The sequence below is a fragment of the Methylobacterium endophyticum genome (assembly GCF_050591105.1).
GTDB lineage: Bacteria > Pseudomonadota > Alphaproteobacteria > Rhizobiales > Beijerinckiaceae > Methylobacterium.
On sequence record NZ_JBNHES010000004.1, the window covers coordinates 103,329 to 118,133 of the forward strand.

Genomic DNA, 14,805 nt, shown 5'->3' on the forward strand with positions numbered 1-14,805 from the left:
GTTGCCCCGCCTCGGCGCGATCAGCCGAACAGGTGCAGGGCGTGGGGCGCGAAGAAGCCGAAGGCCAGCATGGCGGCGCCGGCGAGCCCCAGGAGGCCGCCGGCGAAGACGAGCATGGTGATGCCGGTGATGACCTCCGCCGAGGCCAGCACGATGCCGATCTGGAAGGCGGCGGAGGCGATCTCGTAGTGATGGTAGCGGTGCAGCGCGAGATCGCGCTTCTCCTGTGCCGCCTTGGCGCGCTCGGCGAGCTCCTTGCGGCCCTCGCCCGTGGCGGGCTCGGATTCCCAGCGTGCCAGGGTCTTGGCCCATTCGGCGCGCTTGGCCGCGATGGCCTCCGCGTTCGGGCCGGGCGGCACCAGGGAGACGGCGTCGTCGGCGGCCTTGAGCACGGTGGCGCGGATGGTGCGGGCCTGGAAATAGGCCCACTGGTTCGACGCCTCGATATTGGCGCCGAGGCCTTCCGTCTGGGCGCCCTTGCCGAGGGTCTCGCTGAAGGCGAGGCAGAGCGCCAGCACCGAGATCAGCAGCGCGACCCGCTTGTTCGACCCTTCGATCGCCCCATGACCCGACATGCGTTGTCCCCGTTTCCCGTGTGATTCGTGGGCGGGAGTGACACCCGATCCGGGCCGCGGACGCAATCCGGCTTGACCGGAGGGCGCGGGGCGCGATGTCCCGGCCGGACAGACAAGGGAGGCATCGGGGATGCGCCTGACAATTCTCGGATGCGGGGACGCCTTCGGCTCGGGGGGCCGCTTCAACACTTGCTTCCACGCGAGCACGCCGGAGGGGGCGTTCCTCGTCGATTGCGGCGCCTCGGCGCTCATCGCGATGCGGCGCTTCGGGGTGGAGCCGAACGGCGTCGGAACGGTCTTCCTGACCCATCTCCACGGCGACCACTTCGGCGGCCTGCCCTGGCTGATCCTCGACGGCCAGCTCGTCAGCCGGCGGACGGCGCCGCTGCGGATCGCCGGCCCACGCGGCACCGGCGCACGTCTGGTGGCCGCCATGGAGGCGCTCTATCCGGGATCGAGCAGCGTCGAGCGGGCCTTCTCCCTCGAGATCGTGGAGATCGAACCGGGGGTGCCGCGTGTCGTCGGCGGGGTCGCGGTGACGCCCTTCGCCGTGAGCCACCCCTCCGGCGCGCCCTCCCTGGGGTTGCGCATCGAGGCCGGCGGCAAGGTGCTCGCCTATACCGGCGACACGGAATGGGTCGAGGCGCTGATCCCCCTCGGGCGGCACGCGGACCTGCTGATCGCGGAGGGCTACACGATCGAGCGGCCGGTGAAGTTCCACCTGAGCTGGGCGACGCTGAGGGAGCGGCTGCCGGAGATCGCGCCGCGGCGCCTGCTCCTCACCCATATGAGCCCGGAGATGATCGCCCACGACCCGGCCGGCCGCTACGAGGCGGCCGAGGACGGGATGGTGCTGGAGATCTGAGAGGCGCCTACTCGGCCGCCTCGACGAAGATCGTCCCGGCGCGCGGCAGGTCGAGCGTGTCCCAGGTCTCGGCCAGCGCCTCGGCGAGGCGGGCGACATGGGCCTCGTCGTGGAAGGGCGAGGGCGTGATGCGCAGCCGCTCGGTGCCGCGCGGCACGGTGGGATAGTTGATCGGCTGGATGTAGATGGCGTGGCGCTCGAGCAGGTGGTCGGCCGCCGCCTTGCAGAGCTCGGCGTCGCCCACCATCACGGGCACGATGTGGGTCTCGGTGTGGAGCACCGGCAGGCCCGCCGCGTCGAGCGCGTCGCGGGTGCGCGCCGCCTGGCGCTGGTGGGCCTCCCGCTCGGCGCCCGATCGCTTCAGGTGGCGCACGGAGGCGCGGGCGGCCGCCGCCACGGCCGGCGGCAGCGCGGTGGTGAAGATGAAGCCCGGCGCGAAGCTGCGCACGGCGTCGCACAGCAGGGCCGAGCCGGTGATGTAGCCGCCGACGCAGCCGAAGCCCTTGGCCAGCGTCCCCTCGATCACGTCGACCCGGTGCATCACCCCGTCGCGCTCGGCGATGCCGCCGCCCCGCGCGCCGTAGAGCCCGACCGCGTGGACCTCGTCGAGATAGGTCATGGCGCCGTAGCGGTCGGCGAGGTCGCAGATCCTGCCGATCGGCGCCACGTCGCCGTCCATCGAGTAGACGCTCTCGAAGACGATCAGCTTGGGCCGGTCGCCGGCCTCGCGCAGCAGCTCCTCGAGATGGGCGAGGTCGTTGTGGCGGAAGATCTTCTTCTCGCAGCCCGAGTGGCGCACGCCCTCGATCATCGAGTTGTGGTTGAAGGCGTCCGACAGGATCAGGCAATCGGGGATCAGCTTGGCGATGGTCGAGATGCCGGCCTGGTTCGACACGTAGCCCGAGGTGAAGACCAGCCCCGCCTCCTTGCCGTGCAGGTCGGCGAGCTCGCGCTCGAGGTCCACCAGCGGCGAGGTGTTGCCGGCGATGTTGCGGGTGCCGCCGGAGCCGACGCCGCAGCGTTCCGCCGTCTCGGTCATGGCCGAGATCACCTCCGGGTGCTGGCCCATGCCGAGATAGTCGTTCGAGCACCACACCGTGATCTCGCGGGTCGAGCCGTCGGGACGGCGCCAGTTCGCGGTGGGAAACCGGCCGGCGATCCGCTCGATATCGGCGAAGACCCGGTAGCGGCGCTCGCCGTGCAGGCGCCCGAGCGCGGCACGGAAGTGGTCCTCGTAACCGCCGATGGTCGGAATGCGCGTCAGGGTCGCGGGCTCGGTGGCGGCTGTGCGATTCACAGGGATGTCCTTCGCGTGGCTGGCCGGAGCGCTGGTCGGCGCCCGGATCGAGATCGCGTCGGAAGGCCCCTCGTTCGATCCTGTCGAAGGGTCCCCGCAGGACGGGCCCTTCATGAGCCCGGCATGCCCGATCCCGTGTCGGTGATGATGCTTCGTTCTTCGTGCGCGCTCGTCGTTGGGCGGCTAAAATAGCGGCGAAGTTGGAATTGGTTCAAGGAGAAGCTCTGCATTCCTGCTGTGCACCGGTTGCCGGAACGGTGCAAAGGCGTCCAAACGCCGGAGCGACGATGGGCCGCGCCGGGAGGCGGCCGGGAGACGAGGCGTGACGAATCGATCGGAGGCGGAACGCGCGGAGAGGCTCAAGGCGGCGCTGCGCGACAACCTCAAGCGCCGCAAGGCGCAGGCCCGCGGCCGCGCCGGGGAGGAGCGCCCGGCGCCCCCTGCCCCGGATAGCGCGCGCGACGAACGCGGCTGAGGCCCGACGCATCCCTTTTCCGACACAAGTACCGTATAGCCGGCGTCGAGCTCGACCAGCAGCGTCGCCGGCCTCCCGCCGAGCCCGCACGCGCCGCAAGGGACCGGACCTCCGACCAGGGCCCGGATCCCGAGGATACGAAGACATGGACCGCATCCACATCATCGGCGGCACGCCGCTCAACGGCACGATCCCGATCTCGGGCGCCAAGAACGCGGCCCTGCCGCTGATGATCGCCAGCCTGATGACCGGCGAGACGCTGGAGCTCGTCAACGTGCCGCGCCTCGCCGACATCTCGGCTCTGCTGCGCATCCTCTCGAATCACGGCGTCGACCACATGGTCGTCGGCAAGCGCCCCGGCCAGACCGCCGAGACTGGCCAGACGCTCCGGCTCACCGCCTCCAACGTCATCGACACGACGGCGCCCTACGAGCTGGTCTCGACCATGCGGGCGAGCTTCTGGGTGATCGCGCCGCTGCTGGCGCGCTTCGGCGAGGCCCGCGTCTCGATGCCCGGCGGCTGCGCCATCGGCACCCGCCCGGTGGACCTGCTGCTGATGGCGCTGGAACGGCTCGGCGCCACCATCGAGATCGACGGCGGCTACGTGGTGGCCAAGGCCAGGAACGGCCTGCGCGGCGGCGAGATCGTCTTCCCGAAGGTCACGGTCGGCGGCACGCATGTGGCGCTGATGGGCGCGGCGCTGGCCTACGGCACCACGGTCATCGAGAACGCCGCCCGCGAGCCCGAGGTGGTCGATCTCGCCGACTGCCTGTCCAAGATGGGCGCGCGCATCCAGGGCGCCGGCACGCCGCGCATCGTGGTGGAGGGGGTCTCGCGCCTCTCAGGCGCCCGCCACGCGGTGCTGCCCGACCGGATCGAGACCGGCACCTATGCCATGGCCGTGGCCATGACCGGCGGCGACGTGATCCTGGAGGACACCCGCGCCGACCTGCTGCATTCGGCCCTCGACGTGCTCGCCACCACCGGCGCCGAGGTGACGAGCGTGCCGGAGGGCATCCGCATCCGCCGCAACGGCGGGGGCATCGCCGCCGTCGACGTCACCACCGATCCCTTCCCCGGCTTCCCCACCGATCTCCAGGCGCAGTTCATGGCGCTGATGACGCTGGCCAAGGGCCGCTCGCATATCCGCGAGACGATCTTCGAGAACCGCTTCATGCATGTGCAGGAGCTCGCCCGGCTCGGCGCGAAGATCCGGCTCGAGGGCGATCTCGCCGTCGTGGAGGGGGTCGAGCGCCTCAAGGGCGCGCCGGTGATGGCCACCGACCTGCGCGCCTCGGTCTCCCTGGTGATCGCCGGGCTCGCCGCCGAGGGGGAGACCCAGATCAACCGGGTCTACCATCTCGATCGCGGCTTCGAGGCGCTGGAGGCGAAGCTCGGCCGCTGCGGCGCCCGGATCGAGCGCGTGCGGGGCTGACGACAGCAGAACGCCGCCGCAAGGGAATGCGGCGGCGTTCGCAAAGTCCGAGAAGAATCAGCCGCCGATCTGGCCGCGCTTGAATCCGAAGCCGGGCACCTCGCAGCCGCAGGGCGAGTTGTAGGGGGCCGGCCGGGTCATGCAGTTGCCGCGCGCCGTGACGCAGATGCTGCTGCGGCGGCCATAGCCGCGCGGACGGTCGTCGTAACGGTCCTCGTCGTAGCGGCGGCGGCGCTCGTAGCCGTAACCGCGATCCTCGTCGTAGCGACGCTCGAAGCGGCGGGGGCGGTCGTCGTCGTAGCCGTACTGGGCATGGGCCGGGGCCGTGACGATCCCCAGGGTCAGGGCGGCGAGGCCCGCGAGCATGATGCGCTTCACCGTCTTGGTCTCCTGTCGGTCTGATCGACGTTCCGTGTCGCCCACCGCTATCGCCTTGCCGATGAACGAGGGCTGAGTTGGCCGTCAACGCGCCAGCGCGCCGATGGTCGACGACGGGCGTCGGAATTCCGGTGTTTTCGGACTACGGGAGCAATAACGCGACACGGGCCGGTGTCGGCCCTCGCGATTCCCGAACGGGCGGCGCGGGTTGCCGGGGCCGGGCCGCCTCGCTACCTACGGCCGAGACCCGTATCGCGCCGAGATCGCCCCTTCTCCCGGACAGCCCCGCCATGGAGCTTCTGAAGCTCGCAGCCCTCGACGCCGACGACCTGACCGTCGTCTCGGCCCATCTCCAGGACGCGATCCTGCGCGCGGACGATCTCGCCTATCTCCCCGGCGAGCGCCGCTTCGCCCTCGCCCTGCGCCGGTTCGACTGGACGGCCCCGGCCGACGCGCCGCGCCGGCGGCTGACAGGGGTGCATTTCGAGCGGGTGCTGTCCGTGCGTACCCGAGGCATCGCGCCCGGCCGGGCCTCGGAGGCGGTGCTGAGCCTGCTCGCCGTGACCTTCGAGCCGGGGGACGCGCCCTCGGGCACGATCACGCTGATCTTCTCGGGCGAGGTCGCGATCCGTCTCGATGTGGAATGCATCGAGGTGCGGCTCAAGGATCTCGGCCCCGTCTGGGAGGCCGAGACGCGTCCGGGCCATGCCGAGGACGCGGCCGCTTCGCCGGCCTGAGCCTTTCTCCCTTCCGAACGAACCCCGAACGAACGCCATGCTCCGCCTCGACAGCGCCTCGCCGACCTTCGCCGACGATTTCGCGCGTCTCCTGACGCTGAAGCGCGAGGTGGCGGAGGACGTGGACGAGACCGTGCGCGGCATCATCGCGGGGGTCGTTGCCGGCGGCGACGCGGCGCTGGTCGATTACAGCCGCCGGTTCGACCGCCTCGGCGAGGATTTCTGCGCCGCCCGCATCGCGGTGACGCAGGACGAGATCGACGCCGCGATCCGGTCCTGCCCGCGGGACGCGCTCGATGCGCTCGGCTTCGCCGCCGAGCGCATCGAGGCGTTCCACCGGACGCAGGTGCCGGAGGACCGCCTCGCAACCGACGCCGCCGGCGTCACGGCGGGCTGGCGCTGGACCGCCATCGAATCGGTGGGGCTCTACGTGCCGGGGGGAACGGCGAGCTACCCTTCCTCGGTGCTGATGAACGCCCTGCCGGCGCGGGTCGCCGGGGTGCCGCGCATCGTCATGGTGGTGCCGATGCCGGAGGGGCGGATGAACCCGCTGGTGCTCGCCGCCGCGCGGCTGTCGGGAGTCCACGAGGTCTACCGCGTCGGCGGAGCGCAGGCCGTGGCGGCGCTGGCCTATGGCACGCCGAGCCTGGCGCCGGTGGCCAAGATCGTCGGGCCGGGCAACGCCTATGTGGCGGCGGCCAAGCGCCGGGTGTTCGGGCAGGTGGGCATCGACATGATCGCCGGCCCCTCCGAGGTGCTGATCCTCGCCGACGGGCACGCCAACCCGGACTGGATCGCCGCCGACCTCCTGGCCCAGGCCGAGCACGACGCGGCGGCGCAGTCGATCCTCATCACCGACAGCGCCGAGTTGGCGGCCTCCGTCGAGGCGGCGGTGGAGCGCGCACTGACCACTCTGCCCCGCGCCGAGATCGCGCGGGCGAGCTGGCGCGACTACGGCGCCATCGTCACCGTGCGCGATCTCGACGAGGCGGTTCCCCTCGCCGACCGCATCGCCCCCGAGCATCTCGAGATCGAGACGGCGGACGCCGAGGCGCTCTCGGCCAAGATCCGCAACGCCGGGGCGATCTTCCTGGGCTCGCACACGCCGGAGGCCATCGGCGACTATGTCGGCGGCCCGAACCACGTTCTGCCGACCGCCCGCTCGGCGCGGTTCTCGTCGGGACTCGGGGTGATCGACTTCATGAAGCGCACCACCATCCTGCGCTGTACCCCGGAGAGCTTGCGGGCGCTCGGCCCGGCGGCGATAACGCTCGGCCGGTCGGAAGGGCTGGAGGGGCATGCCCGCTCCGTCGCGATCCGCCTGAACCTGTGAGGCGCGTCCGATGTCGAGCGAGGTCAAGTCCGGGGAGGCCGGTTCGAGCGACGGCGACGAGAACGACCGGCTGACCGCCGTCAGCCTGGACGAGGGCTCCATCGGGCGCGGCAACCCGGACCAGGAGCACGAGCGCGCCATCGCGATCTTCGACATTCTGGAATCGAACCGGTTCTCCATTCCGGGCCGGCGCGAGGGGCCCTACGCGCTCAAGCTCGGGCTCGTCGAGAACAAGCTCTCCTTCGCCATCTCCACCGCGGACGGCGCGCCGGTGATGACCCATCTCCTGTCGCTGACGCCCTTCCGCCGGGTGATCCGCGACTACGAGATGATCTGCGAGAGCTACTACAACGCCATCCGCACGGCCTCCCCCACCCAGATCGAGGCCATCGACATGGGCCGGCGCGGCCTCCACAACGAAGCCTCGGAGACCCTCAGGCACCGCCTCGAAGGCAAGGTCGATGTCGACCACGACACGGCGCGGCGGCTGTTCACCCTCGTCTTCGCCCTGCACTGGAAGGGCTGAGCGCATGGGGCGGCGATTCCCGTGCCGGCACGTCCCGCGTCCCGTCCGCGTCTGAGCGCGGCTTCCCGGCATGGATGAGCCCGGCTCCCCCAAGCGGCGCGTGCAGTCGGTCCTGTTCATGTGCAACTACAACGCCGTGCGCTCCCTCGCGGCGGAGGCGATCGGCCGGCACTATTTCGGCAAGTCGATCTACGTGCAGTCGGCCGGGGTCCGCAGCGGCGAGCCCGCCGACCCGTTCATGATCGCCGCGCTCGATGAGATCGGCATCGACGCCTCCAAGCACCGGCCCCGTACCGTCGAGCAGCTCGAGGACTGGGAGGGGCTGAACTTCGACCTCATCGTCACCCTGGCGCCGGAGGCCCATCACGCGGCCCTGGAGCTGACCCGGACGGTGGCGGCGGATGTCGAGTACTGGCCGACCCCCGATCCGACGATCCTGCAAGAAGCCTCCCGCGAGCAGCGCATGGACGGCTATCGCGACGTGCGCGACGGCCTGATCTTCCGCATCAAGCGCCGGCTGAAGGCGTGAGCGAGGACGTGATCCTGCGCAGGGAGGTCACGGGGCCGTAGCTCTTGGCGAGAATGCGCGCGGCGGCCTCCGCCAGTGGCTCCACGGCGACGCTCATGTGGTGGCCGTTGGCATGGATCAGCGTGCGCGCGTCGAGCATCATCCCGACATGGCCGCGCCAGAACACCAGATCCCCTCGGCGCAAGAGGTCGAGATCGAGGGGCAGCGCCTCCCCGAGGCTCCGCTCCTGCTGGTCGGTGTCGCGCGGGCAGGCGAGCCCGGCGAGCTCCACAGACATCTGGACGAGCCCCGAGCAGTCGAGCCCGAGCGTGGTGCGCCCGCCCCAGAGATAGGGAATGCCGACGAGGCGCGCGGCCGTCGCGGCCCAGTCCGGCTCGACGGCGGAAAGCGGCCGGCAATGCGGGCCGAAGACATATTCGCCCTCGCCGAGCTTGAGGAAATCGCCGTCCGTTCCGAGCACGGCGACCGCCGCGCCTAGGCTCAGATGCCCGGTCGGCGGGCGTTTCATGTCGGGGGCCGGGTAGAGGAAGCTGCGGATGGCGCCGACGCGGTGCGTCGGCTCAGGCCCTACCTCGCCGAGGCTGCCCGCCGGCAGGTAGCCGACATAGCCGTCATGCAGGAGCTGGACGAGGGCGAACCCGCCGCTCTCCGCGTAGAGCGTCGCCGCGTCCCCCCGCACCGCCTCGGTATCGATCCCCGAATCAGGCGATGGCGTCCGGTACAGGGGTGCCGATGGCGCGCTCACCCGGCAAGGCACGCCCTCCACGAAGGTCTCGGCCTGGACGATCCCGCGCAGGCGAATGTCGGCCAACCCGCCTCGGGCGGGCGTCAGGCGCGGGTCGAGGGGAACGTCGGCGGTCATCGGAGGATGTCGTAGGACATCGCTCCGGGGTCCGGCAATGCGGCAGCAGACGCTTGTATCAGCGTCCGAGCCATGCGGCAGGCGCGGAACGTATCCTGCATCCATTTCCGATATTGCATGGCACCGACGCAAGGGTGGTGCTTGCGTGCAGTGCACAAATCCATCCGGCCGCGTTATGATGCGCGGCGAACCGAATGTGAGGCGCGCCCGTGAAGAAGAACGCCAAGTCGCACGCGGACCTGCCGCCGATCCGGGTCCGCAAGGAGCCGCCCACGATCGCCGAGGCGGTGGCCGCGGCGCAGGATCTCGCCGATGACGTGGAGCAGCAGGTCGAGATCGCCGCCGGCCTGATGGGCCTGTCGGCGGAGGAGGTCCGGCCGCATGTGCTCTCGGCGGCGCAGCCGGTCCGCTCCGCGCCGCGCGGCCTGCCCGAGCGCGTGATCGCCGCCGGCGCGCCCAACCGGGCGCCGCGCACCGTGGTGGTGGAGCGGCGCACGCGTCCCGCCGTGGTGGTGGAACGGCGCGGCCGCCTGCCGATCGAGCCGCGCCGCTGAGGCCGTTCGGGCTTTTTCTCTACCAGTCCAAGGTCTTGCCGGTGTAGTCGAGATAGGCGATGCCGGTCTCACCGAGACGGCTTTCGATGACGTCCGCCGTCCCGGTGACGCTGGTGGCGATGTCGATATCGGCCTCCTCGCCGCCCATCTCCGTGCGCACCCAGCCCGGATGCAGGAGCAGGATCGAAAGGCCCTCGTCCCGGTGGCGCGCCTCGAAGCTGCGGAGATAGGTGTTCAGTGCCGCCTTGCTGGCCCGGTAGTTCTCCCAGCCGCCGGCCTCGTTGAGGCCGACGCTGCCGAGGATCGAGCTCATCACGGCGAGCGTGCCGCCGGGGGCGAGGGTGTCCCTGAACGCCTCCGCGAACCGCACGGGGCTGACGGCATTGGTCAGGTAGACCTGCGCGGCGACCGCGCGCGGCACGGTCTCGATGGGATCGTGCGCCTGGGTGGCGACGCCCGCGACCACGAAGACCAGATCGAATCGCTCGTCGCCGATCCTCTCGCGGAGCGCGGCGACGGCCCCGTCGTCGTCGATATCGACGGTCTCGACGCGCAAGGCGTCCGACGACAGGCGTGCCAGCTCCGGCGACGGTTTGCGCTGGGTCGCCGTGACGGTCCAGCCGCGTTTCAGGAAGGTCTCGACCAGACCGAGCCCGAGGCCGCGCGAAGCCCCGACGATGAGCGCGTTCCTGTGTCCGTCAGCCATGATGGCATCTCCCGCGAGGCGCCGGACCCACCTGGGCCGCCGCCATGTGATCGGCAGGTCGGCATCGTCCGGTCCGAAGGACAGGGCGCCGACGTGCGATCCCGCACGCGTCAGTCCGCCGTCTGCACGGACCAGGTGGCGTGGCGGATGCCCGGCAGGCGCGTCAGCTCGTTCGTGACCGCGTCGAGCTCGGCGGCGGCGACGGCCGTGGCGACGAGGGTGGCGACCACCTCCACCGCGTCGTCGCCGCGTTCGACCACCTCGATGCCGCCCACCGGATAGCTTGCCGCCTCGAGACGCTCCACCAGGAGGTCGCGGGCGGGGCCGGCGCCTTCGGGAGAGGTCGTGACCTGAACCTCGTAGGTGGCCTCCGAGGCACTCTCGTCGATGGGTGCGCGGTTGATGGCGTTGACCAGCGGCCGCAGCAGGGTGTTGCCGGCGAGAACCGCCGCCGTAACGAAGACCGCCTCCAGCGGCAGGTCCGCCCCGGCGAAGGCCCCCACGGCCGCCGAGCACCAGAGCGTGGCGGCGGTGTTGAGGCCGCGCACGTTCATGCCCTCCTTCATGATGACGCCCGCGCCGAGGAAGCCGACGCCCGAGATCACGTAGGCGACGGTGCTGACGGCGCCGCGCGAGCCTTCGAGCCGCATGCCGAGATCGACGAAGGCGGCGGCGCCGACCGCGACGAGCACGTTGGTGCGAAGCCCGGCCGTGCGCTGCCGGTATTGCCGTTCCGCCCCGATCAGGGTCCCGAGGGTGAAGGCGACGATCAGGCTGATCGCGGAATTCAGGCTTTCGGGCAGGGGCGACGGCAGGAAGGTCAGCATCGCCCCTCATGACTGCGGCATCGTGACGGGACCGTGACCGATCCGGCGCGATCCCGTCCATCGGGATTGACGGGGCCGCCTCGCAGCGGGCACACGGGAACGCATGTGGATCGCTTAAGAATCCGCTTCGAGGAGACGTGCGGGATGCAAGCCATTGCCCCGGCGGGAGTTTGTCGTCCGCGCCCGGCCGAGGCGGCGGACCGGGGATCGGTGCGGGCATGAGCGCCGCCGGTCTCGCCGAACGCGCCGATGCCGCCTCCCTGGACGAGGCGCTGCGCGGCCGTATCCATGCCCTGCGCACGGCCCTGGAGCATGGCCTGATCGGCTGCTCCGAGCTCGTCGAGCGGTTGCTGATCGGCCTGCTGACGGGCGGTCATCTGTTGATCGAGGGCGCGCCGGGTCTCGCCAAGACCCGCGCCGTGAAGCGTCTGGCGGACGGGCTCGACGGGTCCTTCGCCCGCGTCCAGTGCACCCCCGACCTGATGCCCGCCGATCTCACCGGCACCACGGTCTGGCGCCAGGACAGCGGCAGCTTCGAGTTCCTGGCCGGGCCGCTCTTCCATTCCCTGATCCTCGTGGACGAGGTGAACCGCGCGCCGCCCAAGGTGCAGTCCGCCCTGCTCGAGGCCATGGCCGAGAACCAGATCACCGTCGCCGGCCAGACCCATCCGCTGCCGGACCCGTTCATGGTGGTGGCCACGCAGAACCCCATCGAGCACGCGGGCACCTTCCCGCTGCCCGAGGCGCAGCTCGACCGCTTCCTGCTCCATGTCGTCGTCGCCATGCCCGACGAGGCGTCCGAACGGCGCATCCTCGATCTCGTCGAGGGCGAGCTGAACCACCACGCCGAGGCGATGCCGGTGAAGCTGACCGTCGAGGAGGTCCGCGCGGCCCGCGAGGCGGCGCTCAAGACCTACGTCTCGCCGGCCCTGAAGGACTATCTCGTGCGGCTCGTGGCGGCCACGCGCACCGATGCCGCCGCGCCGGACCTACGCGCCGCCATCGAGCATCCGGCCTCCCCGCGCGGCACCCTGGCTCTGATGATGGCCGGCAAGGCGCGGGCCTATCTGCACGGACGCGACCATGTCGTGCCCGACGACATCTCCGAGCTCGCGGCCGACGCGCTCAGCCACCGCATCGGCCTCACCTGGCGGGCGGCAGCGGAGGGCAGGACGACGCGCGGGATCGTCGACGATCTCGTGCGGCGGGTGCGGGCGCTCTGACCATGGCGGCGTCGCCGACCGTATCGGACCTCCACAACGCATCTGGTCACGACGCGCCCGGCACCTTCGTCTCCGGAGAGGCCCTGATGGGCCTGCGCCATCTCGCCAGGCGGGGCGTCTCGCCGGGGACGCGCACCCTCGCGGGACTGCCGGGCGGCATCGTCACGCGGCGGCGCGGACGGGGATCGGAGCCCGACGACGTGCGGCTCTGGTCCGAGGGCGACGACCGGCGTCACATCGACCGCAACGCCACCGCGCGCACCGGACAGCTCCATGTCCGCACGCACCACGACGAACGCGATCGGGCCGTTGTCCTGCTGGCAGATTTCAGGCCCTCCATGCTGTTCGGGACGCGCCGGGCCCTGCGCTCGGTGGCGGCGGCGGAAGCGCTGGCGCTGCTCGGCTGGCGCATCGTCGGTGACGGTGGCCGCGTCGGGCTCGTCGTCGCCAACGCGGGCGAACCGGCGGTGACGCGTCCGGCCAGCGGCGAGCGGGCGATGACGGCCGTGACCGGCGCCCTGGCGCTCGCCCATGCCCGCGCCCTCGACGCGCCGGGCAGCGCCGATCCGCCCCTCGACCCGCTGCTCGGTATCGCCCAGGGGCTGCTGCCGTCCGGCGGCCATCTCGTCATCGCCAGCGCCCTCGACGCCCCCGGACCCGAGTTCGATAGATCGCTGACCCTGCTGGCGGAGCGTCTCTCGATCCGCCTCATCCTGGTCAGCGACGCGTTCGAACGCCTGCGGCCGCCCGGCTTCTATCCGTTCGCCCTCGCCGACGGACGGCGTGGCGCCGTCCGGGCGGACCGGCGGGATACGGGGAACGGCGATGCGGCGGATCCGCGTCTCGTCGCCTACGCCCGGCAGGGCATCGAGGGGCTGCGGCTCGATGTCGAGGCCGGTCCCGAGGCCTACGCCCCCCTGATGGAGCGGCTCGATGCGGTGCTGTGAAGGTCGCGGCCCATGAGCCCCGCCGATACGGTGTCCGGCATCGAGCATCTGCGCGGGCTGCATCTGCCGGGGCATGCCGCAGGCCTCGTGGAGGGAGAGATCGTCGTCGCGATGGCGCTGGGATTCGCGGCGGCCCTCGTCGCCGGTCTCGTCCGCCACCTGTACCGCCGCTCGCGGATCGGCGTGAGACGCTCGGCCCTGAACGCGCTCGCCGCCGCCGGCCGCCTCGATCCCGAGACGCGGCTGGTGGCGCAGGCGCGCCTGCTGCGGCGGATCGTGCGGACGCTCCAGGGCGACGAAGCCGCGAGCCTGCGCGGGCCGGCATGGGCCGTGCGGCTGGACGAGATCTTCGCCACCGACGCCTTCAGCAACGGGATCGGCCGGGTGTTCGTGGACGGCCTGTACGGCCGCCGGGAACGGCCCGATCCGGCGCTGCTCGACGCCGAGCTGAACCGGCTGATCGGGCGCCTGCGGGGATGACGCGGTGACGTCCCTCCTGCCCGGCTGGATCACCGCCTTCCTCTCGGCTTTCGATCTGGCGACGCCCCTCGCATTGCTGCTGCTGCCGCTGCCGTTCCTCGCGGCGCGCCTGTTGCCGGCCGAGAGGTCGGGAACGACGGGAGCCTTGCTCGTGCCCGCTTCGCTGGTGGCGCGCGATCGCACGGTCGGCGATGCCGCGTCCCGCGGACGAAGGCGGCATCTCGTGGTCTGGAGCCTCTGGTGCGCCCTCGTCGCGGCGCTGGCGGGGCCGAGGCTGGTCCTTCCCGCGACGGCCCTGCCGGCTTCCGGCCGCGAGATCGTTCTCGCCATGGACCTGTCCGGCTCCATGGAGCGGCGCGACTTCGCCCTGGACGGGGAGACGGTCAGCCGCTTGCAAGCGGTCAAGCGGGTCGGTGCCGATTTCATCCGCCGGCGCGCCGGAGACCGTATCGGCCTCGTGATCTTCGCCGATCAGGCCTATGTCGCGGCAAGCCCGAGCTTCGACACGGCCAGCGTCGCGCGCGCCCTGGAAGAGGCGACGATCGGGCTCGTCGGCCGCTCCACCGGCATCGGCGACGGACTGGGCCTGGCCCTGCGCCGTCTCGACGCGAAGCAAACCGGCAGCGATCAGCCGGCCTCCGCGACCGCGAAGGTCGTCGTGCTGCTGTCGGACGGCGCCAACAATGCCGGGCAGACCACGCCGAGGGATGTGGCCGAACTCGCCCGTCAGATCGGCGTGAAGGTCTACACCATCGCTCTCGGGCCGCGCGACATGGCCAATGCCGACGGCGAGCAGGACGTCGTCGACACCGAGACCCTGCGCGACATGGCCGAGATCAGCGGCGGCAAGGCGTTCCGGGTGAAGACCACCGACGACCTCGTCACTGTGGCCGATTCCATCGATGCCCTCGAAGGGGGACGGGCGAAGGCGCCTCCCCTGCCCCTGCGGCACGACCTGTGGCCCTGGCCGGCGACTTTGGCGTTCCTGTGCGCCGGGATGCTCCTCGTCACGCGGAGGGGATCGTGAGCCTGCTGGGGACGCTCGCGCTGCTGCGG

General features: G+C 71.4%; 18 protein-coding genes. 12 read left to right on the forward strand and 6 right to left on the reverse strand.

Annotated elements, in window-relative coordinates:
* Nucleotides 1–20: 20 nt before the first annotated feature.
* A complete protein-coding gene (locus ACP56T_RS06620) occupies nucleotides 21–575 on the reverse strand; it encodes a DUF4337 domain-containing protein (RefSeq protein ID WP_430911333.1) in 555 nt (184 codons plus the stop codon).
* 130 nt (nucleotides 576–705) lie between these two features.
* Between ACP56T_RS06620 and ACP56T_RS06625 the strand changes: the two genes are divergently transcribed.
* Complete coding sequence (locus ACP56T_RS06625; protein ID WP_430911334.1) at nucleotides 706–1,440, forward strand: MBL fold metallo-hydrolase; 735 nt, start codon at nucleotides 706–708, stop codon at nucleotides 1,438–1,440.
* A 7-nt stretch (nucleotides 1,441–1,447) separates the two neighbouring features.
* On the opposite strand, the gene hemA is transcribed toward ACP56T_RS06625, so the two are convergent.
* On the reverse strand, nucleotides 1,448–2,737 hold the full coding sequence (hemA, locus tag ACP56T_RS06630) for a 5-aminolevulinate synthase (protein ID WP_430911335.1): 1,290 nt from the start codon (nucleotides 2,735–2,737) through the stop codon (nucleotides 1,448–1,450).
* 322 nt (nucleotides 2,738–3,059) lie between these two features.
* Between hemA and ACP56T_RS06635 the strand changes: the two genes are divergently transcribed.
* Nucleotides 3,060–3,212, forward strand: coding sequence for a hypothetical protein (locus tag ACP56T_RS06635; protein WP_430911336.1), 153 nt, complete (start codon nucleotides 3,060–3,062; stop codon nucleotides 3,210–3,212).
* A gap of 145 nt (nucleotides 3,213–3,357) precedes the next feature.
* Nucleotides 3,358–4,647, forward strand: a complete 1,290-nt coding sequence (murA, locus tag ACP56T_RS06640) for a UDP-N-acetylglucosamine 1-carboxyvinyltransferase (protein ID WP_430911337.1) — start codon at nucleotides 3,358–3,360, stop codon at nucleotides 4,645–4,647.
* 57 nt (nucleotides 4,648–4,704) lie between these two features.
* On the opposite strand, the gene ACP56T_RS06645 is transcribed toward murA, so the two are convergent.
* On the reverse strand, nucleotides 4,705–5,025 hold the full coding sequence (locus ACP56T_RS06645) for a hypothetical protein (protein ID WP_430911338.1): 321 nt from the start codon (nucleotides 5,023–5,025) through the stop codon (nucleotides 4,705–4,707).
* 290 nt (nucleotides 5,026–5,315) lie between these two features.
* On the opposite strand from ACP56T_RS06645, the gene ACP56T_RS06650 reads away from it, so the two are divergent.
* The 4 genes from ACP56T_RS06650 (at nucleotide 5,316) to ACP56T_RS06665 (ending at nucleotide 8,150) form a co-directional block, all read left to right on the forward strand.
* Entirely contained in the window at nucleotides 5,316–5,762 is a 447-nt protein-coding gene (locus ACP56T_RS06650; RefSeq protein ID WP_430911339.1) for a DUF2948 family protein, read from the forward strand.
* A gap of 37 nt (nucleotides 5,763–5,799) precedes the next feature.
* On the forward strand, nucleotides 5,800–7,095 hold the full coding sequence (gene hisD, locus ACP56T_RS06655) for a histidinol dehydrogenase (protein ID WP_430911340.1): 1,296 nt from the start codon (nucleotides 5,800–5,802) through the stop codon (nucleotides 7,093–7,095).
* Nucleotides 7,096–7,105: 10 nt separating this feature from the next.
* Nucleotides 7,106–7,621, forward strand: coding sequence for a UPF0262 family protein (locus ACP56T_RS06660; protein WP_430911341.1), 516 nt, complete (start codon nucleotides 7,106–7,108; stop codon nucleotides 7,619–7,621).
* 70 nt (nucleotides 7,622–7,691) lie between these two features.
* Nucleotides 7,692–8,150 carry an arsenate-mycothiol transferase ArsC gene (locus ACP56T_RS06665; protein ID WP_430911342.1) on the forward strand — a complete coding sequence of 153 codons (459 nt, stop codon included), beginning with the start codon at nucleotides 7,692–7,694 and terminating at the stop codon, nucleotides 8,148–8,150.
* On the opposite strand, the gene ACP56T_RS06670 is transcribed toward ACP56T_RS06665, so the two are convergent.
* A complete protein-coding gene (locus tag ACP56T_RS06670) occupies nucleotides 8,128–9,012 on the reverse strand; it encodes a C40 family peptidase (protein ID WP_430911343.1) in 885 nt (294 codons plus the stop codon). The two genes, ACP56T_RS06665 and ACP56T_RS06670, sit on opposite strands and share 23 nt — an antisense overlap.
* 209 nt (nucleotides 9,013–9,221) lie before the next feature.
* Here ACP56T_RS06670 and ACP56T_RS06675 point away from each other — a divergent pair, with 209 nt between their 5' ends.
* Nucleotides 9,222–9,566, forward strand: a complete 345-nt coding sequence (locus ACP56T_RS06675; protein WP_430911344.1) for a hypothetical protein — start codon at nucleotides 9,222–9,224, stop codon at nucleotides 9,564–9,566.
* A gap of 19 nt (nucleotides 9,567–9,585) precedes the next feature.
* Here ACP56T_RS06675 and ACP56T_RS06680 read toward each other — a convergent pair whose 3' ends face one another.
* A complete protein-coding gene (locus ACP56T_RS06680) occupies nucleotides 9,586–10,272 on the reverse strand; it encodes an SDR family oxidoreductase (RefSeq protein ID WP_430911345.1) in 687 nt (228 codons plus the stop codon).
* Nucleotides 10,273–10,382: 110 nt separating this feature from the next.
* Nucleotides 10,383–11,099 (reverse strand): MgtC/SapB family protein, encoded by a 717-nt coding sequence (locus ACP56T_RS06685; protein WP_430911346.1) that lies wholly within the window; start codon nucleotides 11,097–11,099, stop codon nucleotides 10,383–10,385.
* Nucleotides 11,100–11,317: 218 nt separating this feature from the next.
* Between ACP56T_RS06685 and ACP56T_RS06690 the strand changes: the two genes are divergently transcribed.
* Genes ACP56T_RS06690 through ACP56T_RS06705 form a run of 4 tightly spaced genes read left to right on the forward strand, consistent with a single transcriptional unit; the run spans nucleotide 11,318 to nucleotide 14,776 of the window.
* Nucleotides 11,318–12,322, forward strand: coding sequence for an AAA family ATPase (locus tag ACP56T_RS06690; RefSeq protein ID WP_430911347.1), 1,005 nt, complete (start codon nucleotides 11,318–11,320; stop codon nucleotides 12,320–12,322).
* 2 nt (nucleotides 12,323–12,324) lie between these two features.
* Nucleotides 12,325–13,269 (forward strand): DUF58 domain-containing protein, encoded by a 945-nt coding sequence (locus tag ACP56T_RS06695; protein ID WP_430911348.1) that lies wholly within the window; start codon nucleotides 12,325–12,327, stop codon nucleotides 13,267–13,269.
* 12 nt (nucleotides 13,270–13,281) lie between these two features.
* Complete coding sequence (locus ACP56T_RS06700) at nucleotides 13,282–13,749, forward strand: DUF4381 domain-containing protein (RefSeq protein WP_430911349.1); 468 nt, start codon at nucleotides 13,282–13,284, stop codon at nucleotides 13,747–13,749.
* A gap of 16 nt (nucleotides 13,750–13,765) precedes the next feature.
* Entirely contained in the window at nucleotides 13,766–14,776 is a 1,011-nt protein-coding gene (locus ACP56T_RS06705) for a VWA domain-containing protein (RefSeq protein WP_430911484.1), read from the forward strand.
* Nucleotides 14,777–14,805 lie beyond the last annotated feature (29 nt).